Genomic DNA, 24,379 nt, shown 5'->3' on the forward strand with positions numbered 1-24,379 from the left:
GGTCGTGGCGTCAACGTTTCGTGGTGCGGGCTCACCCCCCAACAAACGGGCCGCGCCCCGATGTTTTTGTCGGATGCTCCGACCTGACCCCGAATTTCAGCTCAGCAAGTTGAGGATGCCGTCGAGGCCGACGTAGTTGAGGGCGACGCTGGCTTGTTCGCGTACCACGGGCTTGGCGCGGAAGGCGACGGAGAGGCCGGCGATACCCATCATCTTCAGGTCGTTGGCGCCGTCGCCCATGACGATCGCTTGCTCGGGCATGATGCCGAGGGCGGCGCATACGTGTTCGACCGACTTGCGCTTGACGTCGGCGTCGACAATCTCGCCGATCACTTTGCCGGTCAGCTTGCCGTCCACGATTTCCAGCTCGTTGGCGCGGGTGTAGTCCAGGCCGAGGCGCGCTTTCAGGCGTTCGGTGAAGAAGGTGAAGCCGCCGGAAACCAGCAGCGTCTTCAAGCCGGCGGCCTGCACCGCCTGCAGCATGCGTTCGGCGCCGGGCGACAGGCGCAGGCGTTCTTCATACACGCGCTCGAGGGCGCTGGCGTCCAGGCCTTCTAGCAGGGCGACGCGGCGTTTCAGGCTTTCGGAGAAATCGAGTTCGCCGCGCATGGCGGCTTCGGTGATTTCGGCCACTTGCGGTTTCAGGCCCTGCATGTCGGCGATTTCGTCGATGCATTCGATGGTGATCAGGGTCGAGTCCATGTCCATCGCCACCAGCTTGAATTCGTCCATGCGGCGCACCCCCATCATATAGGTGGTGTCCAGCTGGGCTGCCTGGGCGGCAATCTCGATGGTCTGGCGCAGGGCCGGGGTAAAGGTGATTCCTTCGCAGCGCAGGGCGTTGTCGGAAACAGTCACCACGCGCTTGGGCGCGGTCAGGGCGGCGATGCGCTGCAGGCGGGCGGCGCAGTCGCCGACTCCTTGCAGCACCAGGTTCATCGTCATGTCTTTCATCAGGCGGTCAACTGTTTAATGGCGGTTTTGATCTGGTTCACGCGCGCGGCCAGGTCCGGCATGTTGGCGGTGATCTTGAGCTTGTCCTGTCCATTCAGCTTGATGTGGCGCTGGTTCTGGATCAGGTGGATGATGCGCATCGGGTCAATCGGCGGCTTGGGCATGAATTGCAGGTTTACGGCTTCCGAGTGGGCGTCGATCTTGACGATGCCGACGGATTTGGCCGCAATGCGCAGGCGGTGGGTTTCCACCAGCGCTTTCGCTGCATCCGGTAGTTTGCCGAAGCGGTCGATCAGTTCTTCCTGCAGGTCGTCGATGCTGGACTGAGTTTCGCAGTTGGCCAGGCGCTTGTAGATCGACAGGCGTTCGTGCACGTCGCCGCAGAAGTCCGCTGGTAGCAGGGCCGGCGTGTGCAGGTTGATTTCGGTGGTGGTCGCGAGCGGGGCGGCCAGGTCGGGCTCTTTGCCGGCCTTCAGGGCGCGCACGGCTTCGTTCAACATGTCGGTGTAGAGCTGGAAGCCGACTTCCAGCATTTCGCCGGACTGGTTTTCGCCCAGCACTTCGCCAGCGCCGCGGATCTCCAGGTCGTGCATCGCCAGGTAGAAGCCGGAGCCCAGCTCTTCCATCTGCTGGATGGCGTCCAGGCGGCGCTGCGCCTGTTTGCTCAGGCCCTGCACGTCGTTCACCAGCAGGTAGGCGTAGGCCTGGTGGTGCGAACGGCCGACGCGGCCGCGCAGCTGGTGCAGCTGGGCCAGGCCGAACTTGTCGGCGCGGTGCATGATGATGGTGTTGGCGGTCGGGACGTCGATGCCGGTTTCGATGATCGTGGTGCACAGCAGGATGTTGTAGCGCTGCGCCACAAAGTCGCGCATCACTTTTTCCAGGTCGCGTTCGTGCATCTGGCCGTGGGCCACGGCGATGCGCGCTTCCGGCAGCATTTCCTGCAGCTTGGCCAGACGGTTCTGGATGGTCTCCACTTCGTTATGCAGGAAGTAGACCTGGCCGCCGCGCTTCAGTTCGCGCAGCACGGCTTCCTTGATGATGGATTCGCTTTCGCTGCGCACGAAGGTCTTGATGGCCAGGCGCTTTTGCGGCGCGGTGGCGATGACGGAGAAGTCGCGCAGGCCTTCCAGCGCCATGCCCAGCGTGCGCGGGATCGGGGTGGCGGTCAGGGTCAGCACGTCCACCTCGGCGCGCAGGGATTTCAGCGCTTCCTTCTGGCGCACGCCAAAGCGGTGCTCTTCGTCGATGATGACCAGGCCGAGGCGGTCGAACTTGACGTCGTCCGACAGCAGCTTGTGGGTGCCGATCACGATGTCGAGGGTGCCGTCCTGCATGCCTTTGATGGCGTTGGCGATCTCTTTGCCGGTGCGGAAGCGCGACATTTCGGCGATGCGCACCGGCCAGTCGGCGAAACGGTCGGCAAAGGTCTGCGCGTGCTGTTCGGCCAGCAGGGTGGTCGGGGCCAGGATGGCGACCTGCTTGCCGCCCATGACGGCGATGAAGGCGGCGCGCAGGGCCACTTCGGTCTTGCCGAAGCCGACGTCGCCGCACACCAGGCGGTCCATCGGTTTGCCGGAGGTCATATCCTTGATCACGTTCATGATCGCGGCTGCCTGGTCCGGCGTTTCGTCGAAGCCGAAGCTGTCGGCGAAGCGCTCGTAGTCGTGCGAGGAATACTCGAAGGCGTGGCCGGTGCGGGCGGCGCGGCGGGCGTACAGGTTGAGCAGCTCGGCGGCGGTGTCGCGCACCTGTTCGGCGGCCTTGCGCTTGGCCTTGTCCCACTGGCCGGAGCCGAGCGTGTGCAGCGGCGCGTCTTCCGGCGAGGCGCCGGAGTACCGCGAGATCACGTGCAGCTGCGAGACCGGCACGTACAGCTTGCTCTCCTTGGCGTATTCCAGGTGCAGGAATTCGGTCTCGCCTTCGCCCAGGTCCATGCTGACCAGGCCCATATAGCGGCCGATGCCATGGTTGACGTGCACCACCGGGTCGCCGATCTTGAGCTCGGACAGGTCGCGCACCATGGATTCGACCTGGGTGACGGCTTCCTGCTTCTTGCGGCCGACGCGGCGGCCGGAGCCGGCATACAGCTCGGTTTCAGTGATGAAGGCAATGCCGTCTTCCAGTTCGAAACCGGCGTGCAGCGGCGCCACGCCCAGCACCACCTTGGCGTCGCTGGCGAGGAAGCCGTCGAAGCCTTCCACCAGGGCGGGCGCCAGGTCGAATTCGGCGAAGTACTGCTGCAGCGTTTCGCGGCGGCCGTTGGTCTCGGCGCAGATCATCACGCGGCGGCCCGACTGCATCAGGTAGGCGCGCAGGTTGGTCAGCGGGTCGTCCAGGTGGCGGTTGACGGCGATGTTCGGGATCGGCGCCGACAGTTCGGACGATGGCAGCGACATGTCGCGCGAGATGGCGACGCGCGGGTGCGGCTTGGCCAGCACGAAGAACTGTTCGTCGCCCAGGAAAATGTCGTTCGGCGGCAGGATCGGGCGTTCGCGGTCGGCCTTCAGGAACTTGTAGCGCGATTCGGTGTCGGCCCAGAAGCGTTTGATGGCGCCGTCGATGTCGCCCACCATGGCCACCGTGGCCGCCTGCGGCAGGTAGTCGAAGAAGGTGGCCGTCTCGTCGAAGAACAGCGGCAGGTAATACTCGATGCCGGCGGAGGCGATGCCGCTGCTGATGTCTTTATAGATGACCGCGCGCGACGGGTCGCCTTCGAAAGTTTCGCGCCAGCGGCTGCGGAAGGCGGTGCGCGCGGCTTCGTCCATCGGGAATTCGCGGCCCGGCAGCAGGCGCACTTCCTTCACCGGATACAGCGAGCGCTGGGTGTCGGCATCGAAGGTGCGGATGGTTTCGATGGTGTCGCCGAACAGGTCCAGGCGGTACGGCAGGGCGGAACCCATCGGGAACAGGTCGATCAGGCCGCCGCGCACCGAATACTCGCCGGGCGACATCACCTGGCTGACGTGGGTATAGCCGGCCAGCGTCAGTTGCGATTTGAGTTTGGCCTCGTCCAGCGACTCGCCCTGCTTGAAGAAGAAGGTGTAGGCGGCCAGGAACGAGGGCGGCGCCATGCGCACCAGCGCGGTGGTCGCGGGGATGATGGCGACGTCGCATTGGCCGGTCTGGATCTCGTGCAGGGTTGCCAGGCGTTCGGACACCAGGTCCTGGTGCGGCGAGAACGCGTCGTAGGGCAGGGTTTCCCAGTCCGGCAGCAGGTGGCAGCGCAACTGGCCGTTGGCGAACCACGGGATTTCGGCGAGCAGGCGCTGGCCGTCGCTGGCCTGGGCGACGACCACGGCCAGCATCTGGCCGCGCGCCTTCAATTCGAGGGCGGTCTGCGCCAGGGCGTAGGCGTCACCGGAGCCGAACAGGTTGGGCAAAGCGAAGCGGTTGCCGGGCTTTGGGATGGCTTTTTTTAAATCAAAGGGCATGCAAAGGTGACGCTTAAACAAGACTGGCCCCACATTATATCCATCTGTTGCATGGGAGGTTCAACATGTCACGAATATGTTGACGCACGGTAAAGAACGCCCGATATTCATTCGGGAAGAGGACAATCTCTCCAAATATAACCAGATAAATAATTTTGTTGTGAAAGAAAGGGTGGGCTCATGTTCAGGAATCTGCTGATCAAGTGGAAGCTGGCCGCACTGGTGGCAGTGATGATGCTGGCGCTGGCAATTCTTGGGGTGTCGGGCTACAGCGGCATTTCCAAGGTGGGCGAGTCGGTGAATGAGATCGGGGCGGTGCGCCTGCCGTCGATCCACGGCTTGCTGGTGATGAGCGAGGGGCAGACCGCGGTCGATAAGGCTACCCTGCAGGCGGCCATCTACGAGAACGACTACCAGGCCCAGGCCCATTTCGCCCAGGTGGTGAAGGAGCGTGAGGCGGCATGGGCCAAGGCGAATGCGGGCTGGAAGAAGTATGAGCCGCTGCCGCAGACGCCGGAAGAATCGGTGCTGTGGAAGCAGTTCGTCGGCGAATGGGAAGCCTGGAAGGCGGCCGACGCCAAGTTGGGCAGCACCATCGCTGCCCTGGCGTCGAACAAGGACGAGGCGAAGCAGAAGGAGCTGTTTGCCCAGTTCTTCCAGCAGTTCCACGCGTCCGAGCCCTTGTTCACCAAGGCGGAGCAGACGCTGGACAAGATCATCGACCTGAATGACAACATCGCCAGCGAATCGGTCAAGATCGGCTCGGCGTCGGTGGTGACGGCGGAGCGGGCCATGTTGATCACGGTGCTGGTGGCGATGGTGGTGGCGGTGGCCATTGCCTGGTATATCGCGATGGCGATCACCCGGCCCATCGTTTCGGCCGTGAAGGTGGCGCAGACCGTGGCGGCGGGCGACCTGACCAGCGAAATCACGGTCGACACCAAAGAGGAGACCGGGCAGCTGCTGCAGGCGCTGAAGGATATGAACGAGAGCCTGATCCGCGTGGTGGGCCAGGTGCGCAAGGGTACCGACACCATCGCCTGCGCCACGACCGAAATCGCCAACGGCAACATGGACCTGTCCAGCCGCACCGAGGAGCAGGCCAGCTCGCTGGAGGAAACCGCCTCCTCGATGGAGGAGCTGACTTCCACCGTGCGGCACAACTCCGACAATGCGCAGCAGGCCAACCAGCTGGCCAAGACGGCATCCAGCGTGGCGGCCAAAGGCGGCGAGGTGGTGGCGCGCGTGGTAGCCACGATGGATTCGATCAACGAGTCGTCCAGCAAGATCGTCGACATCATCAGCGTGATCGACGGTATCGCCTTCCAGACCAATATCCTGGCGCTGAACGCGGCGGTGGAGGCGGCCCGCGCCGGCGAGCAGGGGCGCGGCTTTGCCGTGGTGGCGTCGGAAGTGCGCAACCTGGCCCAGCGCTCGGCGGCGGCGGCGAAGGAGATCAAGCAGCTGATCGGCGACTCGGTGGAGAAGGTGGGCGCGGGCAGCAAACTGGTGGGCGAGGCCGGCGCCACGATGGGCGAGGTGGTCACCAGCGTGCAGCGCGTGACCGACATCATCGAGGAGATCAGCCTGGCGACGCAGGAGCAGAGTTCGGGCATCGACCAGATCAACACCGCGATCAGCCAGATGGACCACGTGACGCAGCAGAATGCTGCGCTGGTGGAGGAGGCTGCGGCGGCATCGGCGGCGCTGGAGGAGCAGGCGGCACAGCTGATGGAGGTGGTGAGCGTGTTCAAGCTGGACGCTGCGGCGCTGGCGGCCATCGGCTCCCCGGCGCCAACGCGGCGCCCGGCCACGCAGGCGCGCTCGCTGGCGGTGGCACGGCCAGCGGCCAGGATCGCGCCGCGCAGCAGCGGCAGCGCTGCGTCCGGCGCGCCGGAGGGCGATGACGCCGGCGCTGCCGCTGCTGCGGCTGCGCGTGCACCAGCAGGGGGCGCGGCTGCGCGGCGCCCGGCCATGGCCGCCAGCAAAGCCGCCGGCGACGACTGGGAAGAGTTTTAATCCGGGCAGCGCAGCAGGATGGCCGTGATGTTATCGCGGCTGCCGTCCTGCTTGGCCTTCTCCACCAGCGCGGCGCAGGTCTCGGCCAGGTTGCCGGGGCCGGCGCAGGACAGGATCGCCGCCAGCGCCTCCTGCGAGGAAGCGCCATACAAGCCATCGCTGCATAGCAGGTAAAGGTCGCCCGGCGCCAGCGGCTGCGCGAACACGTCCGGACGCACGTCCTCCCCCGGCCCGATGGCCTGCAGCAGCAGGTTGCGCGGCGGGAGCATGCCGGTCATGCCGGCTTCCAGCGCCTGCTGGTACAAAGTCTGGTCGCGCGTCAGCTGCGCCAGCTGTCCGTTGCGGTAGCGGTAAATGCGGCTGTCGCCCACGTGGAAAACATAGGCCGGCCCGTGGGCCAGCGGCCGCCACATGCCGGACAGGGTGGTGCCCATGCCGTAGCCGTCCTGCAGCCCGGCCGCCGCGTTGTTGCGGAACAGGGTCTGGTTGGCAAAGTGCACGGCGGCCTGCAATTGCTGCAGCGCCTGCGCTTCGCCCGCCGGTGCGCCGAGGCCGCGCAAGTGCTTCCACACCAGCAGCAAAGCTTCGGTGCTGGCGATGTCGCCGCCCACGTGCCCGCCCATGCCGTCGGCCACCGCCACGAAGTTCAGCTCCGGCAGCATGAGCAGGTTGTCCTGGTTGCTGGGGCGGACGGTGCCGGCATCGGTCAGGCCGAACGCCAGGCCCATGTCCATGTGCTGCAAGACCGGCGGCGACAGTGGAATCATCAGATTTGCTCCGCGATTTGCAGCACGCGCGCCGGCGGCATCATGCCCAGCTGGCGTGCCACATCCATGTTGACGAGATAGGAATAGCTGCCCGGCGTCTCGATCGGGATGGCGCCGGGCTTGACGCGATGGTACAGGATCTGCGCCGCCTTATGGGCGGTGAGGCGTCCGACATGGCCGTAGCCGGCCACCAGGCCGAACAGGGCGCGGCCATCGCGCACCGTCACCTCGGTGGCGGAAAACACCGGCACGCCCAGTGCCATGGCCGTTTCGGTCAGCAGGCGGCGGTGCGCCGACAGGAAGCTGTCCGGACCCACATACAGCAGCTGGGCCCCTTGCTCGACCAGCTGGTGCAGCACGTCGGGAATGGCATTGGCGCGCGGCTGGCCGGCATCGTCCAGCGGCACCGCGCGGCAAATGAAATCGGCGCCGCTGCGCTCCACCTCGGTGCGCATATCGCGCACGGCGACCCGGGCATTGACTTCGTTCGGGTTGAAGATGGCGCCGATGCGGTCGAAGCGGCGGTAGTTGCGGATGGCGTTCATCTGCAGGCGCGCCGGCACCACGTGGCTGACGCCGGTCAGGTTGCGCTGCGAGGCGGCCAGGTTGCGCACCAGGCCGGACGCGATCGGCGCCGAGACCATGGTGAACACGATCGGGATTTCGTACTCCTTCTCGGCCACCGCCATGGTGACGGGCGTGCCCCAGGTATAGATCAGGTCCGCGTGCCAGGCGCGCGCCTCGTCCAGCAGGCCGGAAACGCGGCTGGCGTGCAGGTCGACGCTGCGCACCAGGAACTCGGCTTCCAGCCTGTTGTCGGCGAACCATTGGCGGAAACCGGCTTCCACCCCGGTCTCGCCACGGAACAGGATCATGTAAATGCGCGGGATGTGCGGGCGCGCGTGGTGCGCCTGCGCGGCCGGCAGGGCGGCCGCCAGCGCGGCCAGGGGGGCGGCGCCGGCTGCATGCAGCAGCCGGCGCCTGGTAAACGGAGGCTCGCCGCCGCGCATGCTCAAGTACCCGTGGCTGGTGGTTGCGCCGGCTGCGGCACGGCGGGCGGCGCCGGCTGGGCGGGAGCCTCCGGCTGCTCCGGTTCCTCCGGCTCCGGCACGGGGGCTTCCATGTCGACCGCGCGCACCGTCGGGTCGCCCGCATATTCTTCCAGGATCCAGTCGCCGTTCAGCTGCACCACGCCTTCCGGCACCGGGCGTTCCTGCGGCGGGTGCTTGGGCAGGGCGGCACGCATATAGTCCATCCAGATCGGCAGCGACAGGGTGGCGCCGAATTCGCGCCCGCCCAGCGACTTGGGTTCGTCGTAGCCCATCCAGGCCACGGCCACCACGCCGCCGCCGTAACCGGCGAACCAGCCGTCGAAGGAATCGCTGGTGGTGCCGGTCTTGCCGGCCAGGTCCGGGCGTCCCAGGCGGCCTGCCGCGGCGCCGGTACCGCTGCGCGCCACGTCGCGCATCATGCTGTCCATGATGAAGACGTTGCGCTCGTCCAGCACGCGCTCGCCGGCTGCGGCGGCTGGCGGGACCTTGATGTCCATGATCGGCACCCCCTTGGCGTCGGTGACGCGGGAAATCAGGTAAGGCGTGACCTTGTAGCCGCCATTGGCGAACACCGCGTAGGCGCCCGCCAGCTGCAGCGGCGTGACGGCGCCGGTGCCCAGCGCAATGGTGTAGTTCTTCGGATGGCGCGGCATGTCGAAGCCGAAGCGCGCCAGGAAGGCGTGCGTGTCGTCCAGGCCGGCCGCGCGCAGCAGGCGCACCGACGGCACGTTCTTGGAGGCGGCCAGCGAGCGGCGCATGGTCACCTGGCCGTCGAATACAAAATCGTCGTTCTGCGGCTTCCACGGTTCGCCGTTGGCGCCGCCCGGCATTTCCAGCGGCTGGTCGGCGATCACGGTGGCCGGGCCGAAACCTTTGGCCACGGCGGCGGAGTAGATGAATGGCTTGAAGGCGGAGCCGGGCTGGCGCCAGGCTTGCGTCACGTGGTTGTACTTCTGCAGGCCGTAGTCGAAACCGCCGACCATGGCCTGGTAGGCGCCGGTGTTGGCGTCCAGCGCCACGAAGGCGGCGGCCACTTTCGGCACCTGGGTGATGGCCCAGGTCTTTTTCTCGGTCTGCATGACGCGGATCACGGCGCCGGGACGGATCGCGGTGCCCGGCTTGGCCTTATCCGACAGTGCGGAAGCGGCCAGCTTCAGGCCGTCGCCGCTGATCGACAGCACGTCGCCGTCCGAGGTCTCGGCCTTGACCAGGGTCGGGCTGGCCTGCAGCACGACTGCCGGGATCAGGCCGTCGCTGACCACGCGCTTGGCGAGCGCATCGTCGATGGCGTCGCCGCGCTCTTCCTCGTCGGCCGGCAGTTCGATCGTGGCTTCGGGACCACGGTAGCCGTGGCGCTGGTCGTACGCTACCACGTTGCGCCGCACCGAGGCGTAGGCGGCGTTCTGGTCGGCCGACTGGATGGTGGTGTAAACGTTGATGCCGCGCGTGTAGGTCTCTTCCTTAAACTCGGCGAAGACCACCTGGCGCGCCAGCTCGGCCACGTACTCGGCGTGCGTGTCGAACTCCTGGCCACGGTGGTTGACGTGCAGCTGTTCCTTCTTCGCGGCCTCGTACTGCGCTTCGGTGATGTAGTCCAGCTCGAACATGCGCTTCAGCACCACCTGCTGGCGCGAGCGGGCCTTTTTCGGGTTGACGGCCGGGTTGTTGCGCGAAGGGTTCTGCGGCAGGCCGGCCAGCATGGCGGTTTCCGCGATCGACAGCTCTTTCAGCGATTTGCCGAAGTAGGCCTGGGCGGCGCTGGCGAAACCGTAGGAACGCTGGCCCAGGTAGATGTTGTTCATGTACAGCTCGAGGATCTTGTCCTTGTCCAGCGCGTCCTCGATGCGGTAGGCCAGCATGATCTCGGCGATCTTGCGCGAGACGAACTTGTCCTTGCTCAGGTAGAAGTCGCGCGCCACCTGCATGGTGATGGTGGAGGCGCCCTGGCGGAAGCTGCCGCGCAGGTTGGCGCGGGCGGCGCCCATGGCGCGGATCCAGTCGATGCCGCCGTGTTCATAGAAGCGCGCGTCCTCAATCGCCAGGACCGCCTTCTTCATCAGGTCGGGTACCTCGGCAATCGGCGTGAAATCGCGGTGCTCTTCGCCAAACTCGCCGATCAGCACCTTGTCCGCAGTGTAGACGCGCAGCGGGATCTTGGGACGGTAATCGGTGACCGCCTCCAGCGTGGGCAGGTTGGGGCGGATGACAAAAGCAGCGTAGCAGGCCAGGGCGATAGCGCCACCCAGGGCGGCCACGCCGGCGCCGATCCCGGCGCGGATGATGTTGCGGCGATTCAGCCAGGAAGGTCGATTGCTCAAATCAGCTCTCACGGTTGTGAAGTCGGGCAATTATAGACTATGCAGGTGTTGTGCCTTATGCCATAGTCTTGGTGTTTCAGTCTAAAAGGATTTACGTGTTCCGTCCCTACATTCCCGATGAGGCGCGGCTGCCGGAAATGACTTTCCGCGCGCTGTTCCTCGGCACCGTCCTGGGCATGGTGTTTGGCGCTTCCTCGCTGTACCTGGTGCTGAAAGTCGGCCTGACCGTCAGCGCATCGATCCCGGTGGCGGTCATCGCCATCACCTTCTTCGGCCTGGCCAAAAAGATGGGCGGCAAGGACTCCAGCATCCTGGAGAACAGCATTGCGCAGACGGCCGGTTCGGCCGGCGAGTCGATCGCCTTCGGCCTGGGCGTGACCATGCCGGCCATCCTGATCCTCGGCTTCGACCTGGAAATCTCGCGCGTGATGCTGGTGGGCGTGCTGGGCGGCCTGCTCGGTATCCTGATGATGATCCCGATGCGGCGCACCATGATCGTGGACCAGCACCGCGAACTGAAATTCCCGGAGGGGACCGCCTGCGCCGAGGTGCTGAAGGCGGCCGCCAGCGATTCCTCGCGCCTGGCGGCGGGCGAGCCGGTGCAGGGCGAGTCGCAGGCGGCGCAGGATGCACGCCGCCGCGCGCGCCTGATCTTCGGCGGCTTTGCCGTCGGCCTGCTGTACAAGGCGCTCAACGTGTCGTTCAAAGGCTGGAAGGATGCGCCGGAGGTGGTGCTGGGCGCGCCCCTGAAGGGCGGTTCGGTGGGCGCCGAGGTGTCGCCGGAGTTGCTGGGCGTGGGCTACATCATCGGCCCGCGCATCGCCCTGACCATGGCGGCGGGCGGCGTGCTGTCCTACCTGCTGCTGATCCCCCTGATCAAATTCTTCGGCGACCCGCTCACCACGGTGCTGGCGCCAGGCACCATGCTGATATCGGAGATGGGGCCGAACGATGTGCGCGGCGCCTACATCCTGTATATCGGTGCCGGCGCGGTGGCGGCGGGCGGCATCATCGCCCTGCTGCGCGCCATGCCGATGATCTGGCGCAGCATCGCCACCGGCCTGGCCGGGGCAGGCAAGGGCAGCAAGGCCGACGCCACGCGCCGCACCGAGCAGGACATCCCGATGAAGTGGGTCGTGATTGGCTGCCTGGCCATCATCGCCGTCATCACCGCCTCGACGCCGCTGCATATGAATGTGCTGGGCGCCTTGCTGATCCTGGTGTTCGGCTTCCTGTTCTCCACCGTTTCGTCGCGCCTGACCGGCGAGATCGGCTCCTCCTCCAACCCGACGTCGGGCATGGCGGTGGCCACCCTGCTGCTGACCTGCCTGATCTTCCTGGCGGTGGGCTGGACCGGCGGCCAGTACTACGTCACCGCGCTGTCGGTCGGCGCCATCGTCTGTATCGCATCGGCCAACGCCGGCACCGTGTCGCAGGACTTGAAGACCGGCTTCCTGGTCGGCTCCACGCCGCGCCTGCAACAGTATGCGATGCTGGTCGGCTCGCTGGCTTCGGCGCTGCTGCTCGGCCCCATCCTGCTGCAGCTGAATAACGCCAGCACCGTCTATGTGCCGGCCGCCCAGGTGGCGCCAGGCCTGGCCACCGACCCGGCGCGCCTGACCGCCACCGCGCGCCTGGAAGGCCCGCAGGCCGCCAGCGACAGCGCCACCTACAAGGTGTGGCAAAAGGCGGACGCGCAGGGCGGCCCGGAAGGCAAGTACCTGGTGGCGCCGGACGGCAAGGCTGTCTGGTTCGTCGATCCCGGCATCAACGGCACCCACGCCAAGCGCCCGGATGGCAGCGAAGTGCGCAAGTACGACGCGCCCAAGGCCGTGCTGGTGTCTTACATCATCAAAGGCATCCTCGACCAGGAGCTGCCTTGGACCCTGGTCATGCTCGGGGTGATGATTGCCATCGTGCTGGAATTGGCCGGGGTGCAGTCGCTGTCGTTTGCGGTCGGCGTCTACCTGCCGCTGTCGGCCACGCTGCCGATTGCCGTCGGCGGCGTGCTGCGCTGGCTGGCCGACCGCCGCAACCACAAGCTGCCGCAATACGCCGGCAAGGATGAGGAGGCGCGCCAGGCCGCCGGCGACCGCAGCGAAGGGGTGCTGCTCGCCTCGGGCTATATCGCGGGCGGCGCGCTGGCCGGCATCGTGATCGCCATTACCGCCGGCGTGCTGACCGGCTTCGACGCCGCGATCACCCAATGGGCCGAGCAATACAACCCATTTTTCAGCGGTCCGAGCGCGGATTTGCTGTCCCTGCTACCTTATGCTGTAATCATGGCGCTGCTCTTGTGGGTGGCGCGTGAAAAAGCTAACTAGTTAAACGGAGACTGGGCAATGAAAAAACTGGGTGCAGCAAGCCTGCTGTTGGTAGCCGGGGCCGCCGGCGCGGCGACACAAACGGTCGACTGCGGCCGCCTGCTGGATGTGAAAGCCGGCGTCTGGCGCGAAAAGGTAACGGTCCACATCGAGAACGGCAGCGTCAAGGCGATCGAGCCGACCAAGGCCAAAGGCGATGTCGACCTGAGCGCGATGTCCTGCATGCCCGGCTTCATCGACATGCACGTGCACCTGACCGGCCAGACCCAGCCCCAGGTTGAAGCCCTGCGTGGCCAGCTCACGCTGGACGCCGCCGACCGCGCCTACGACTCGGTGGCCTTCGCCGAGCGCACCCTGAAAGCCGGCTTCACCACCGTGCGCGACCTGGGCGCGGGCGAAGGCCTGAACATCGCCATGAAGCGCGCCATCAACAGCGGCGCCATCGTCGGCCCGCGCATGTTCACCGGCGGTAAAACCATCGCCACCACCGGCGGCCACGGCGACCCAAGCAACGGCAAATCGCGTGAAGAGCGCCACGTGCACGGCACGCCGGGCCCGATGGAGGGCGTGATCAACAGCCCTGAAGAGGCACGCCAGGCTGTGCGCGCCCGCTACCAGGAAGGCGCGGACGTGATCAAGATTACCGCCACCGGCGGAGTCCTGAGCCAGGCCAGCAGCGGCATGAACTCCCAGTTCGACGACGAGGAGCTGAAAGCCCTGATCGCCGCCGCCCGCGACTACGGCTTCAAGGTTGCCGCCCACGCCCACGGCACCGAAGGCATGAAGCGCGCGCTGAAAGCCGGCGTCGATTCTATCGAGCACGGCACCTTCATGGACGACGAATGCATCGCCCTGTTCAAGAAGAACGGTGCCTGGTTCGTACCCACCATCAGCGCCGGCCGCTACGTGGCCGACAAGGCCAAGGAGCCGAACTACTACTCGCCGCTGGTGCGCCCGAAGGCCGCCGCCATCGGCCCGCAGATCCAGGGCACCTTCGCGCGCGCCTACAAGGCCGGCGTGAAGATCGCCTTCGGCACCGATGCCGGCGTCTTCCCGCACGGTGAAAACGCCAAGGAATTCGCCTATATGGTGGAAGCGGGCATGCCGGCGCTGGAAGCGATCCGCTCCGCCACGCTGGGTGCGGCCTCCCTGCTGGGCCAGTCGAACCGCCTCGGATCGCTGGAAGCAGGTTATGCTGCCGATATCGTCGCAGTAGCGGGCGACCCGCTGAAAGACATCACCCTGCTGCAGAAAGTCGGCTTTGTGATGAAAGAAGGCGTCGTTTATAAACAGTAACCGGGAACAGCATGGCGGACGTGGATTGCGATGTACTGGTAGTTGGCGGAGGTATCAATGGCGCAGGCATCGCCCGCGATGCCGCTGGCCGCGGCCTCTGTGTCGTGCTGTGCGAGAAGGACGACCTGGCCTCGCACACATCGTCCGCCTCCACCAAGTTGATCCACGGCGGCCTGCGCTACCTGGAGTATTACGAGTTCCGGCTGGTGCGCAAGGCGCTGGCCGAACGCGAGGTGCTGCTGCGCAGCGCGCCCCACATCATGTGGCCGCTGCGCTTCGTCATGCCGCACAATGCCGGCCAGCGCCCGGCGCTGCTGATCCGCGCCGGACTGTTCCTCTACGATATGCTGGCCAAGCGCGAGCTGCTGCCCGGCTCGCGCGGCATCGACCTGCGCTGCCACCCGGCTGGACGGCCGCTCAAAGACAATTTCAGCGCGGGTTTTGAATACTCCGACGGCTGGGTCGATGACGCCCGCCTGGTGGTGCTGAACGCCATGGACGCCTGCGCCAAAGGCGCCTGCATCCTGACCCGCACCACCTGCGTCGGCGTCGAACGCCACGCCGACCACTGGGTCGCCACCTTGCGCAAGGCCGACGGCACGGAGAAACGCATCACCGCGCGCTCCGTCGTCAATGCCGCCGGACCCTGGACGCAAAGCTTCCTGAAAGGCGCCGCCGGGGTGCAGAAAGCCCGCACCCTGCGCCTGGTCAAAGGCAGCCACATTGTGGTGCGCCGCATTTTCGAGCACGACCAGGCCTATATTTTCCAGAACAAGGATGGCCGGATCGTGTTTGCCATCCCCTACGAACGCGACTTCACCCTGATCGGCACCACCGACCTGGAATACAAGGGCGACCCACAGAAGGTCACGATCGACGAGAGCGAAATCCGCTACCTGTGCGAGCTGGCCAGCGACTATTTCCGCGAACCGGTGCGCCCGGCTGATGTGGTGTGGACCTATTCCGGGGTGCGGCCCCTGATCGAAGACGCCGCCGCCGACGCCAAAGCCGTCACGCGCGACTACTTCCTCGAGCTGGACGAAGAGGGCGCCCCGCTCCTGAGCGTCTTCGGCGGCAAGATCACCACCTTCCGCAAGCTGGCGGAAGACGCCACCGACATGCTGTGCAAGCAGCTCGGCAAGCACGCGCGCGGCTGGACCGAAAAGGCCTGCCTGCCCGGCGGCGACCTGTTCGGCGCCGTGCCGCAGAACCGCTCCGTGCAAGAGTTCTGCCAGTGGGCCGCCGCCGTGCAGGTGAAATACTCCTGGCTGGCGCCCGAACTGGTCAAGCGCTACGTGCGCGCCTACGGCACCCGGGTCCACACACTGCTCGATGGCTGCAACGGCCTGGCCGACATGGGGGAAGAGATCCTGCCCGGCCTGTACGCCGCCGAAGTGAACTACCTGCGCCGCAAGGAATGGGCGCAGACCGCCGCCGACATCCTCTGGCGGCGCAGCAAGCTCGGCCTGCACCTCCCACCCGGCGCCGAAACCCGCCTCGACACCTGGCTCGCCGCCCACGAAATTCGGGGTCAGGTCTGACAATCGGACAAACTATGCGCTTCGCGCATAGTTTGTCCGATTGTCAGACCTGACCCCGAATTTCCACGCATAAAAAAAGGCAGCCGAAGCTGCCTTTCTTAAAAAATGGGGTACGTCCCCATTTTTTTATTTGACGCCGTGCATCAGTTTTTGGACCAGCGGGGCGATCAGGAACAGCAGGACGCCGGCGCCCATCAGGGACCAGAAGCCGAAGGTGTAGCCGGACAGGGCCGACGCTACCGACATGCCGCTTTCGCCGGACACGTGGGAGGCGAAGATGCCGGACAGGTTGTTGCCGATGCCGGTGGACAGGAACCAGCCGCCCATGCCCATGCCGACCAGGCGTACCGGTGCCAGCTTGGTCACCATCGACAGGCCGATCGGGGACAGGCACAGCTCGCCGATCGATTGGATCACGTACACCATGAACAGGGTCCAGAATGGGATCAGGCCCTTGTCGTCGACCAGGAAGGACAGTGCGTACATCAGCAGGCCGAACGCCAGGCCGTTACCCAGCAGGCCGAGGCCGAATTTGCGTGGGATCGATGGGTTCATGTTGCGCTTGCCCAGCATCACCCAGATTGCTGCCACGACCGGCGCAAACACGATAATCGCCAGCGAGTTCACGGACTGGAACCAGGCTACCGGGAACTCCATGAAGCCCAGGTTGCGGTTCACGATCTGGTCGGCCAGGAAGGTGAAGGAGGAACCGGCTTGCTCGAAGAAGCACCAGAACAGGATGTTGAAGGCGAAGATGATCATCATGGCGATGGTCTTGTCGCGCGCCACAGGGCCGTTGCGCACGCCTTCCACGATCAGCATCACCACCAGGATCAGGAACAGCACGGTCAGCACGCCTTGCAGGGCGGCGGCGCCGACTGCCAGCAGCGAGTACACGACCGGGATCACGGCCAGTGCGCCCAGCGCCACGTAGACGATGCGCATCGGGGACTTGGCTTCCGGTGCCGGTTCGCCGATGCCCTTCAGGCCTTTGCGGCCGATGTAGAACCAGAACAGCGAAATCAGCATGCCGATACCGGCGGAGATGAAGACGATCTTGTAGGCCGGGGTGTCGCCGGTGTTGAAGATCTTCTGCGCCAGCAGCTGGGTGAAGATCGGGGCCAGGAAGCCGCCGACGTTGATGCCCATGTAGAAGATGGTGAAGCCGGAGTCGCGGCGGGTGTCGTTAATCGCGTACAGCTTGCCGACCATGGTCGAGATGTTCGGTTTGAACATGCCGTTACCAACAATAATCGTGGCCAGGCCAAGCTTGAAGATGTGATCTTCGGGGATGGCGATCATGAACAGGCCGGCCGCCATGAAGACTGCGCCAACCAGGATGGAGCGCTGGTAACCGAGTACGCGGTCGGCCACATAGCCGCCGAACAGGGCGCCGGCGTAGACCAGTGCCAGGTAGGAGCCGTAAGTCAGGTTGGCAGCGGCCTGGCCGGAGGCGTCGCCACCGTAGAACTGCGACACGATATACAGTACAAGTGCCCAACGAATACCGTAGAACGCAAAGCGCTCCCAGAATTCCGACATAAACAGCATCCAGAGCGGAGCAGGGTGACCCATGATCTGCCTGAATTCAGGGATTTGAACCTCAGTGGTTTGCGTGGTTGGACCGCTCATGCGGCTTCTCCTGGTCAAAAAAAGCCGAATTGTAATGCACCGTGAGCGTTTAAAGTGCAAAATCGCGTGCTGCAAAGCAGCAATGTGGTAAGTTTGCCAAGCTTGCACTGGCGAATTGCCACGCCTCAGGCACAGTAAGGCGTATATTGAAGGTGCAGGTCCCCCAAAAGTTTAATAAAAGGATTTTTGTATCATGGACAGCAACGTTGTCGATACTCTCATTGCTCCGGAGGGCAGGCTGGAAGTCCTGTCCAAGTCGGAGGTGGTGCAATTGCTGGATTCCGGCAAGGGCGGCCTCTATAACATGTTCCGCAACTGCGCCCTGGCGGTGCTCAATTGCGGCAGCACAATCGACGATGGAAAGGAACTGCTGGATCGCTTTAAGTCGTTTGACATCAACATCCTGCAGCGCGAGCGCGGGATCAAGCTGGAAATCAAGGGTGCGCCGGCCATCGCTTTTGTGGACGGCAAAATGATCAAGGGTATCCACGAGCACCTGTTTGCGGTGCTGCGCGATATCGTCTTTGTTAACAATGAGGTGACGGGCAATCCCAAGTTCGACCTGACGCGCAGCGAGGGGATCACCGATGCGGTGTTCCATATCCTGCGCAATGCCAATGTGCTCAAGCCGCAGCTGAACCCGAACCTGGTGGTGTGCTGGGGCGGGCATTCGATCAACCGCGCTGAATACAACTATTCGAAAGAGGTGGGCTACCAGCTTGGCCTGCGTGGGCTGGATATCTGCACCGGCTGCGGACCCGGCGCGATGAAGGGGCCGATGAAGGGTGCCACCATCGGCCACGCCAAGCAGCGCTTCACGGGCGGCCGCTACCTGGGCATCACGGAGCCGGGCATCATCGCGGCGGAGTCGCCCAACCCGATCGTGAACGACCTAGTGATCATGCCGGACATCGAAAAGCGGCTGGAGGCGTTCGTGCGCACCGGCCACGGTATCTGCGTATTCCCGGGCGGCGCGGGCACGGCGGAGGAGATCCTGTACATCCTCGGCATCCTGCTGCACCCGGAGAATGCGGATATCCCGTTCCCGCTGATCTTTACCGGACCTGAGACCTCGCGCGACTATTTTGTGCAGATCAATGAGTTCATCGGCTTGACCCTGGGGCCGGAGGCGCAGAAGCGCTACAAGATCATTGTGGATGATCCGGAGCTGGTGGCGCAGGAGATGCAGGAGGGGATGAAGCAGGTGCGCGAGTTCCGCAAGTCGCGCTCCGACGCCTATTACTTCAATTGGGCGCTGAAGATCGACGAGGAGTTCCAGCGTCCGTTCGCGCCGACCCACGAGAATATGCGCAACCTGAGCCTGCACAAGAACCAGCCGGTGCATGTGCTGGCGGCCAACCTGCGGCGCGCGTTTTCGGGTGTGGTGGCGGGCAATGTGAAGGAGGAGGGCATCCGCATCATCGAGAAGTATGGCCACTTCGAGATCCACGGCGACAGGGAGATCATGGGGCCGATGGATGCGCTGCTGGCGTCCTTCGTGGCGCAAAGCCGCATGAAGCTGGCCGGCAAGGCGTACACGCCTTGCTACCGTGTGATCCAGTAATCAGCGTTTGCCCGGCTCGGGCGCCGGCGCCGTGGCGCGGCGCTCGAGCAGTTTCCGGATCGCGCGCATTTCCTCGCGCAGTTCCGCATAGTCCTTGCGCAGCTCCGCGCTGTCCTTGCGTAGTTCCGCAGTGTCCTTGCGCAGTTCCGCAGTATCGCGGCGCTGGCGGGCGTCCATTTCGGCGACCGTCACCTTCAGCTCGCTGACGTCCTTTTGCAACGCGCCGGCGTTCTGCTCCACCGTTGCGCGCCAGCGCGCGCTGCCCTCGCCGGTCTGGAAGGCGGCCGTCATTCCGGAAATCAACGAAGAATTGATGGCGCCGACGCCAAAGATCACGCTCACCGCGACGCTGATGCCGGTGATGATAATGGTGGCGTTCATCTTGCGCATGTAGCTCTCGAGCGAATCCATGCGGCGGGAATGCTCCCCCAAGCGGCCCGCCTGGTCGTCCAGGCGCTGGTTCATGGCGTCAAGCCGGACGTTCTGGGCGTCGATACGCGCGGAGAGCGCCGCAATCATGCCCTTCAACTCGGCAACGGAAGTCTCGATCAGGCCCTTGAGCTCGGCGTGCATGCTGGCAACCTGGATTTCCAGGCGCGTGACGCGTTCGGCAAGGGAAGGCTCGGGAGCATTCATGAGCCATATGATGCGCCGCGCTTGCCGGAACTTCAAGCAAGCGCGGGCGTAGATGAAAAAATGGGGACGTACCCCATTAATTTAGTCTTCCTTGCGCAGGTGCGGGAAGAGCAGGACGTCGCGGATGTTCGGCGAGTCGGTCAGCAGCATCATCAGGCGGTCGATGCCGATGCCGCAGCCGCCGGCCGGCGGCATGCCGTATTCCAGCGCGCGGATGAAGTCGGCGTCGTAGTACATCGCTTCATCGTCGCCGGCTTCCTTGGCTTTCATCTGCGCCAGGAAGCGGGCCGACTGGTCTTCCGCATCGTTCAGCTCGGAGAAGCCGTTGGCGATCTCGCGGCCCACCATGAACAGCTCGAAGCGCTCGGTGATGCCTTCGCGGGTATCGGATGCACGCGCCAGCGGCGACACTTCGATCGGGTAGTCGATGATGAAGGTCGGTTCCCACAGCTGCGCTTCGGCGGTTTCTTCGAACAGCGCCAGTTGCAGCGCGCCCAGGCCGGAGGTGGCGAACGGCTTCACGCCGAACTTGAGCAGCTCGGCCTTCAGGAATTCCATGTCGTTCAGCTGCGCCTCGGTGTAGTGCGGAGCGTACTTGTTGATGGCGCCGCAGATGGTCAGGCGCTGGAACGGCTTGGACAGGTCCAGCTCACGGCCGCCGTAGGTCAGCACAGCGCTGCCCTTGGCGTCGATGGCGGCCTGGCGGATCACCTTCTCGGTGAAGTCCATGATCCATTCGTAGTCGGTGTAGGCCGCATAGAACTCCATCATGGTGAATTCAGGGTTGTGGCGGACCGACACGCCTTCGTTACGGAAGTTGCGGTTGATCTCGAACACGCGGTCGAAACCGCCCACCACCAGGCGCTTCAGGTACAGTTCAGGCGCGATACGCAGGTACATTTCCATGTCCAGCGCGTTGTGGTGGGTGATGAAAGGCTTGGCCGCGGCGCCGCCCGGGATCGGGTGCAGCATCGGGGTTTCCACTTCCATGAACTCGTTGGCTTCCATGAAGCGGCGGATCGAGGAGATCGCGGCGGTGCGCGCCTTGAAGGTGCGGCGGGTTTCTTCGCTGGTGATCAGGTCGACGTAGCGCTGGCGGTACTTGGTTTCCTGGTCGGACAGGCCGTGGAACTTGTCCGGCAGCGGGCGCAGGGCCTTGGTGATCAGGCGTACTTCGCTGACCTTGACGGTCAGTTCGTCGGTCTTGGTCTTGAACAGGGTGCCGGTCACGCCCAGGATGTCGCCCAGGTCCCAGCCGCGGAAGGCTTCCATCGCTTCTTCGCCGGTGGTGTCCACGGTGACGTAGATCTGGATGCGGCCGTCCGCTTTCTGGCCGGAGGAGTCCTGCAGGGTGGCGAATGCGGCCTTCTTGCCGGCTTCGCGGCGCAGCATCATACGGCCGGCGATGACGACGGTGACAGGCGCTGCTTCCAGCTCTTCACGGGTTTTCTCGCCGAACTGCACGTGCAGGTCGGCAGCCTTGTGCTGTGGGCGGAAATCGTTAGGGAAGGCGACGCTCTGTTTCTCGCGGATGGCGGCCAGCTTGGCGCGGCGCTCGGCGATGATCTTGTTGTCGTCCTGGCCTGGCGCCTGGTCTTGCACTTGGTTTTCCGTAGTCATGGTTTTATGGTTTAGTCAGATTATTGATATCGATTTCGCTGAAGTCGCGTGCAATGCAAATCACATTGTCGAATGCCTTAAACGCTTCAGCAGGCAAAGTGGTTGTCAGGACGACGCAGCGCATGCCGGCCCGGCGCGCCGCTTCCACGCCCAAAGGCGCGTCCTCGAACACGATGCAGTGCGCCGGATCGGCGCCGCAGCGTTCGGCCGCCAGCAGGAACACGTCGGGTTCCGGCTTGCCGCGTTGGACGTCGGCCGCGCCGACGACGGTGTCGAACCGTTCGCGCACGCCCAGGCCGTCCAGCGTGAAGTCCACGTTGCAGGGCGGGGCGGCGGTGCCGATCGCCAGCCTGATGCCGGCTGCCTGCGCGGCGCTTACCAGGGCGCCGAAGCCTTCCACGGCGCGCAGGTGCGGCGCGTAGATTTCGCGGTACAGCACTTCCTTCTCGTCGATCAGGGCGGCCACGTCGTCATGCGCCAGGCCTGCGCCGAGGTATTGGCGCATGATCTCGTGGCCGGTGCGGCCGGCCGTGGCGGCAAAGAACGCCGCTTCGTCGACAGCATGGCCGCGCCGGCTGAAGAATTCCAGCCAGGAGCGGGTGTGGTAGCCCATGTTGTCGACGATGGTGCCATCCATGTCGAAGATGAAGGCGCGCTGCGTCATACCTTAGATGCCTTGCTTCAGGGACGCGGAGATGAAGTCGTCCAGGTCGCCGTCCAGCACGCCCTTGGTGTTGCCGGTCTCGAAGTTGGTGCGCAGGTCCTTGATGCGGGACTGGTCCAGCACGTAGGAGCGGATCTGGTGGCCCCAGCCGACGTCGGTCTTGGAGTCTTCCAGCGACTGCTGCTCGCTCATGCGCTTGCGCAGTTCCAGCTCGTACAGCTTGGCCTTCAGCATGTCCATCGCTTCGGCCTTGTTGCGGTGCTGGGAACGGTCGTTCTGGCACTGCACCACGATACCGGACGGGCCGTGGGTGATACGCACCGCGGAGTCGGTCTTGTTGATGTGCTGGCCGCCGGCGCCGGACGCGCGGTAGGTGTCGATGCGCAGGTCGGCCGGGTTGATCTCGATCTCGATCGAGTCATCCACTTCCGGGTACACGAACAGCGACACGAAGGATGTGTGGCGGCCGCCCGAGGAGTCGAACGGCGACTTGCGCACCAGGCGGTGCACGCCGGTTTCTGTGCGCAGGTGGCCGTAGGCGTATTCGCCGTCCACTTTCAGGGTGGCGGTCTTGATGCCGGCCACCTCGCCCTCGGAAACTTCCAGCACTTCGACCTTGAAGCCCTTGCGTTCGCAATAGCGCAGGTACTGGCGCAGCAGCATGGAGGCCCAGTCCTGGGCTTCGGTGCCGCCGGCGCCGGCCTGGATGTCGATGAAGCAGTTGTTCGGGTCCATCGGGTTGCTGAACATACGGCGGAATTCCATCTGTTCGATGACTTTCTGGATTTCCGCAGTGTCCGCAATCACGGCTTCGAGTGTATCGTCGTCGCCTTCTTCCTTGCCCATCTCGAACAGTTCGTTCATGTCGCTCAGGTCGGCCGCAGCTTTCTGCAGGGTGAGCACGACACCTTCGAGGGCTTTTTTCTCGCGGCCCATGTCCTGGGCCTTTTTCGGGTCATTCCAGATCGCCGGGTCTTCAAGTTCGGCGTTCAGCTGTTCCAGTTTCTCCGACTTCTTATCGAAGTCAAAGATACCTCCGAAGTTCGGCTTCGCGGGTAGTCAGGTCCGCGAGCAGGTTGGCGAGGGAATTGATGCGTTCAGCTTCCATGTTTTTTCAGGTCGGATAGTTGTGAAATCGAACCTGAAATTATACCTCAGAGGCTGGGGCATCGGGCAGCCTAGACCAGAAGGCTGAATTCGGCGTGGTAGCGGGCGCCGGCCGGTTCCAGGTAAAGCGCCATGCGCCCGGTACCGGGGTTGTCAATTTCATAAATCCCTTCCGCCAGGCCGGGCGGGCCGGCGAACACCAGGGTGAATTGTTCCTGGTGCGGCAGTGCCTTGCCAGCGCGCACGGCCACCAGTCCCAGCTGGGCGCCGCGTTTGCCCTGATAAGCCATGAATTCCTGTCCGACCAGCTGGCGGAAGCCGGCCAGGCGCAGGGTGGTTGGGGTGGGCGGCAGCGCGGCCAGTTCGGCGGCGCGGGCGACGGCGGGGCCGCCCAGCAGTCCGCCGGCGGCCAGCAGGAAGTTTCGACGTTGCATGGCTTAATCCTTTGATAAGTTTTTGGATTGCGGGTGCCATTCCATGGCCTGGTACAAACCTTCCACGGCGCCGGGCTGGAAACCGAGGCGCTGGTACAGCTTGAGCGCCGGGCTGCCCAGCAGGACGTGCAGGCGCAAGGGCAAGCCGGTCTGCCGGCTTTCGTCCTGCAGCCGGGCCAGCAGGCTGGCGCCGATGCGCTGGCGGCGGAAGGCGGGCAGCAGGCTGATGTCGACCAGGCGGATCTCGCCGCCGCCGCGCGCCACGTATAGGCGCCCGGCCGGCGCGCCGTCGGCCAGGACCAGGTTCTGTTCCAGGCGGGGGAATCGACGGCGGTAGTCCGTCACCTGGGCTTCGTGCTGCATGCGCACCAGCATGCCGCGCAGGGTGCGGTCGAGCAGGGACATGTCTTCGCGCGTACTGTCGACCAGGGCCAGCAGGAAGTCCTGGTCGCTGGAGGTGACGGCGCGCAGGGAAAGCTGTCCGGCCATGGCTTCAGCTCCGCGGCGGGAAAATGCCGGTCAGCGCGATGATGAAGTTAAGCGCGAGGTAGGGCTGCCGGTTGTTATGTGGCTGGCTGTTGCCCGCCGTGCCCAGCATGCCGGGCGCCGACGGCGCCATGGCCGCCACATCGTGGTAGGGCGCGCTGATCGTTACCGGCTTGGCCAGCAGGGCGTTGGCGGGCGACTGCACGGTGGCCGTTGCGCTGGCGGCGTTCATGCCGTGGCCATGCGACGGCATTTGCTGCAGGGTGAGCGTGGTGGTGGCGCTGCCGCCTTGCTCGCCCAGGTCGCGCGGCGTGAGGCCCGGCCCGGTGCCGGCGTGCAGCGGCATGCGCTCCTGCAGGTTGGGCAGCCCGAAGGTGACCTTGCCATCGCCGCCATAGGTGGTGCCGAGCAGGGAGAACAGGGCCGTGTTCTGGGCAATCGGCAGCAGCTGGCCATTGCACAGGGCCCAGCCGGACGGGGCAAAGTTGCCGGTGAAGATGCGTATCTCGCCAATATATCGTTCGGACATGC

At 64.8% G+C, this 24,379-nt stretch carries 18 protein-coding genes; 5 read left to right on the forward strand and 13 right to left on the reverse strand.

Going from position 1 to position 24,379, the window contains the following annotated elements; all coding sequences use genetic code 11:
- Positions 1-96 precede the first annotated feature (96 nt).
- Positions 97-945 (reverse strand): phosphoserine phosphatase SerB, encoded by an 849-nt coding sequence (gene serB / locus ACE3TQ_RS15970; protein ID WP_374583320.1) that lies wholly within the window; start codon positions 943-945, stop codon positions 97-99.
- 8 nt (positions 946-953) lie between these two features.
- Positions 954-4,388 carry a transcription-repair coupling factor gene (gene mfd / locus ACE3TQ_RS15975; protein ID WP_374583271.1) on the reverse strand — a complete coding sequence of 1,145 codons (3,435 nt, stop codon included), beginning with the start codon at positions 4,386-4,388 and terminating at the stop codon, positions 954-956.
- 180 nt (positions 4,389-4,568) lie between these two features.
- On the opposite strand from mfd, the gene ACE3TQ_RS15980 reads away from it, so the two are divergent.
- A complete protein-coding gene (locus ACE3TQ_RS15980; protein ID WP_374583272.1) occupies positions 4,569-6,407 on the forward strand; it encodes a methyl-accepting chemotaxis protein in 1,839 nt (612 codons plus the stop codon).
- On the opposite strand, the gene ACE3TQ_RS15985 is transcribed toward ACE3TQ_RS15980, so the two are convergent.
- From ACE3TQ_RS15985 to ACE3TQ_RS15995, 3 genes are read right to left on the reverse strand one after another with little or no spacing between them, the layout of a single operon-like run.
- Positions 6,404-7,174, reverse strand: coding sequence for a PP2C family serine/threonine-protein phosphatase (locus ACE3TQ_RS15985; protein WP_374583273.1), 771 nt, complete (start codon positions 7,172-7,174; stop codon positions 6,404-6,406). The two genes, ACE3TQ_RS15980 and ACE3TQ_RS15985, sit on opposite strands and share 4 nt — an antisense overlap.
- A complete protein-coding gene (locus tag ACE3TQ_RS15990; RefSeq protein WP_374583274.1) occupies positions 7,174-8,184 on the reverse strand; it encodes an ABC transporter substrate-binding protein in 1,011 nt (336 codons plus the stop codon). Before ACE3TQ_RS15990 ends, ACE3TQ_RS15985 begins: the two co-directional genes overlap by 1 nt.
- A 2-nt stretch (positions 8,185-8,186) precedes the next feature.
- Positions 8,187-10,544: a penicillin-binding protein 1A gene (locus tag ACE3TQ_RS15995; RefSeq protein WP_374583275.1), complete on the reverse strand. Its 2,358-nt coding sequence runs from the start codon at positions 10,542-10,544 to the stop codon at positions 8,187-8,189.
- A gap of 95 nt (positions 10,545-10,639) precedes the next feature.
- Here ACE3TQ_RS15995 and ACE3TQ_RS16000 point away from each other — a divergent pair, with 95 nt between their 5' ends.
- Genes ACE3TQ_RS16000 through glpD form a run of 3 tightly spaced genes read left to right on the forward strand, consistent with a single transcriptional unit; the run spans position 10,640 to position 15,705 of the window.
- Complete coding sequence (locus ACE3TQ_RS16000) at positions 10,640-12,868, forward strand: OPT family oligopeptide transporter (RefSeq protein WP_374583276.1); 2,229 nt, start codon at positions 10,640-10,642, stop codon at positions 12,866-12,868.
- 18 nt (positions 12,869-12,886) lie between these two features.
- Positions 12,887-14,164, forward strand: a complete 1,278-nt coding sequence (locus ACE3TQ_RS16005) for an amidohydrolase family protein (RefSeq protein WP_374583277.1) — start codon at positions 12,887-12,889, stop codon at positions 14,162-14,164.
- Positions 14,165-14,175: 11 nt separating this feature from the next.
- On the forward strand, positions 14,176-15,705 hold the full coding sequence (gene glpD / locus ACE3TQ_RS16010; protein WP_374583278.1) for a glycerol-3-phosphate dehydrogenase: 1,530 nt from the start codon (positions 14,176-14,178) through the stop codon (positions 15,703-15,705).
- Positions 15,706-15,831: 126 nt separating this feature from the next.
- Here the strand turns inward: glpD and ACE3TQ_RS16015 are convergent, their stop codons facing one another.
- The gene (locus ACE3TQ_RS16015) at positions 15,832-17,337 is read right to left on the reverse strand and encodes a peptide MFS transporter (RefSeq protein WP_374583279.1); all 1,506 of its coding nucleotides are present in this window, start codon (positions 17,335-17,337) and stop codon (positions 15,832-15,834) included.
- Positions 17,338-17,530: 193 nt separating this feature from the next.
- On the opposite strand from ACE3TQ_RS16015, the gene ppnN reads away from it, so the two are divergent.
- Complete coding sequence (ppnN, locus tag ACE3TQ_RS16020; RefSeq protein WP_374583280.1) at positions 17,531-18,901, forward strand: nucleotide 5'-monophosphate nucleosidase PpnN; 1,371 nt, start codon at positions 17,531-17,533, stop codon at positions 18,899-18,901.
- Here the strand turns inward: ppnN and ACE3TQ_RS16025 are convergent, their stop codons facing one another.
- The 7 genes from ACE3TQ_RS16025 to ACE3TQ_RS16055 form a co-directional block, all read right to left on the reverse strand.
- A complete protein-coding gene (locus ACE3TQ_RS16025) occupies positions 18,902-19,537 on the reverse strand; it encodes a hypothetical protein (protein ID WP_374583281.1) in 636 nt (211 codons plus the stop codon). It abuts the gene before it with no gap.
- A gap of 81 nt (positions 19,538-19,618) precedes the next feature.
- Entirely contained in the window at positions 19,619-21,157 is a 1,539-nt protein-coding gene (lysS, locus tag ACE3TQ_RS16030; RefSeq protein ID WP_374583282.1) for a lysine--tRNA ligase, read from the reverse strand.
- A gap of 4 nt (positions 21,158-21,161) precedes the next feature.
- The gene (locus tag ACE3TQ_RS16035) at positions 21,162-21,821 is read right to left on the reverse strand and encodes an HAD family hydrolase (protein WP_374583283.1); all 660 of its coding nucleotides are present in this window, start codon (positions 21,819-21,821) and stop codon (positions 21,162-21,164) included.
- 3 nt (positions 21,822-21,824) lie between these two features.
- A protein-coding gene (prfB, locus tag ACE3TQ_RS16040) for a peptide chain release factor 2 (protein WP_374583284.1) occupies positions 21,825-22,929 on the reverse strand; the annotation gives its coding sequence in 2 pieces (ribosomal slippage) (positions 21,825-22,847 and positions 22,849-22,929; 1,104 coding nt in all).
- Positions 22,930-22,999: 70 nt separating this feature from the next.
- Entirely contained in the window at positions 23,000-23,362 is a 363-nt protein-coding gene (locus ACE3TQ_RS16045; RefSeq protein WP_374583285.1) for a hypothetical protein, read from the reverse strand.
- A gap of 3 nt (positions 23,363-23,365) precedes the next feature.
- Complete coding sequence (locus tag ACE3TQ_RS16050; protein WP_374583286.1) at positions 23,366-23,851, reverse strand: GNAT family N-acetyltransferase; 486 nt, start codon at positions 23,849-23,851, stop codon at positions 23,366-23,368.
- A 4-nt stretch (positions 23,852-23,855) separates the two neighbouring features.
- Positions 23,856-24,377, reverse strand: coding sequence for a phage tail protein (locus tag ACE3TQ_RS16055; protein WP_374583287.1), 522 nt, complete (start codon positions 24,375-24,377; stop codon positions 23,856-23,858).
- Between the last annotated feature and the right edge of the window lie 2 nt (positions 24,378-24,379).

It is taken from the genome of Pseudoduganella sp. (genome assembly GCF_041914865.1).
Taxonomy (GTDB): Bacteria; Pseudomonadota; Gammaproteobacteria; order Burkholderiales; family Burkholderiaceae_D; genus Rugamonas.

Coding starts and splice junctions, on each gene's coding strand:
- serB (WP_374583320.1), bottom strand. CDS start 945: ATGACGATGAACCTGGTGCTGCAAGGAGTCGGCGACTGCGCCGCCCGC.
- mfd (WP_374583271.1), bottom strand. CDS start 4,388: ATGCCCTTTGATTTAAAAAAAGCCATCCCAAAGCCCGGCAACCGCTTC.
- ACE3TQ_RS15980 (WP_374583272.1), top strand. CDS start 4,569: ATGTTCAGGAATCTGCTGATCAAGTGGAAGCTGGCCGCACTGGTGGCA.
- ACE3TQ_RS15985 (WP_374583273.1), bottom strand. CDS start 7,174: ATGATTCCACTGTCGCCGCCGGTCTTGCAGCACATGGACATGGGCCTG.
- ACE3TQ_RS15990 (WP_374583274.1), bottom strand. CDS start 8,184: ATGCGCGGCGGCGAGCCTCCGTTTACCAGGCGCCGGCTGCTGCATGCA.
- ACE3TQ_RS16005 (WP_374583277.1), top strand. CDS start 12,887: ATGAAAAAACTGGGTGCAGCAAGCCTGCTGTTGGTAGCCGGGGCCGCC.
- glpD (WP_374583278.1), top strand. CDS start 14,176: ATGGCGGACGTGGATTGCGATGTACTGGTAGTTGGCGGAGGTATCAAT.
- ACE3TQ_RS16015 (WP_374583279.1), bottom strand. CDS start 17,337: ATGAGCGGTCCAACCACGCAAACCACTGAGGTTCAAATCCCTGAATTC.
- ppnN (WP_374583280.1), top strand. CDS start 17,531: ATGGACAGCAACGTTGTCGATACTCTCATTGCTCCGGAGGGCAGGCTG.
- ACE3TQ_RS16025 (WP_374583281.1), bottom strand. CDS start 19,537: ATGAATGCTCCCGAGCCTTCCCTTGCCGAACGCGTCACGCGCCTGGAA.
- lysS (WP_374583282.1), bottom strand. CDS start 21,157: ATGACTACGGAAAACCAAGTGCAAGACCAGGCGCCAGGCCAGGACGAC.
- ACE3TQ_RS16035 (WP_374583283.1), bottom strand. CDS start 21,821: ATGACGCAGCGCGCCTTCATCTTCGACATGGATGGCACCATCGTCGAC.
- ACE3TQ_RS16045 (WP_374583285.1), bottom strand. CDS start 23,362: ATGCAACGTCGAAACTTCCTGCTGGCCGCCGGCGGACTGCTGGGCGGC.
- ACE3TQ_RS16050 (WP_374583286.1), bottom strand. CDS start 23,851: ATGGCCGGACAGCTTTCCCTGCGCGCCGTCACCTCCAGCGACCAGGAC.
- ACE3TQ_RS16055 (WP_374583287.1), bottom strand. CDS start 24,377: ATGTCCGAACGATATATTGGCGAGATACGCATCTTCACCGGCAACTTT.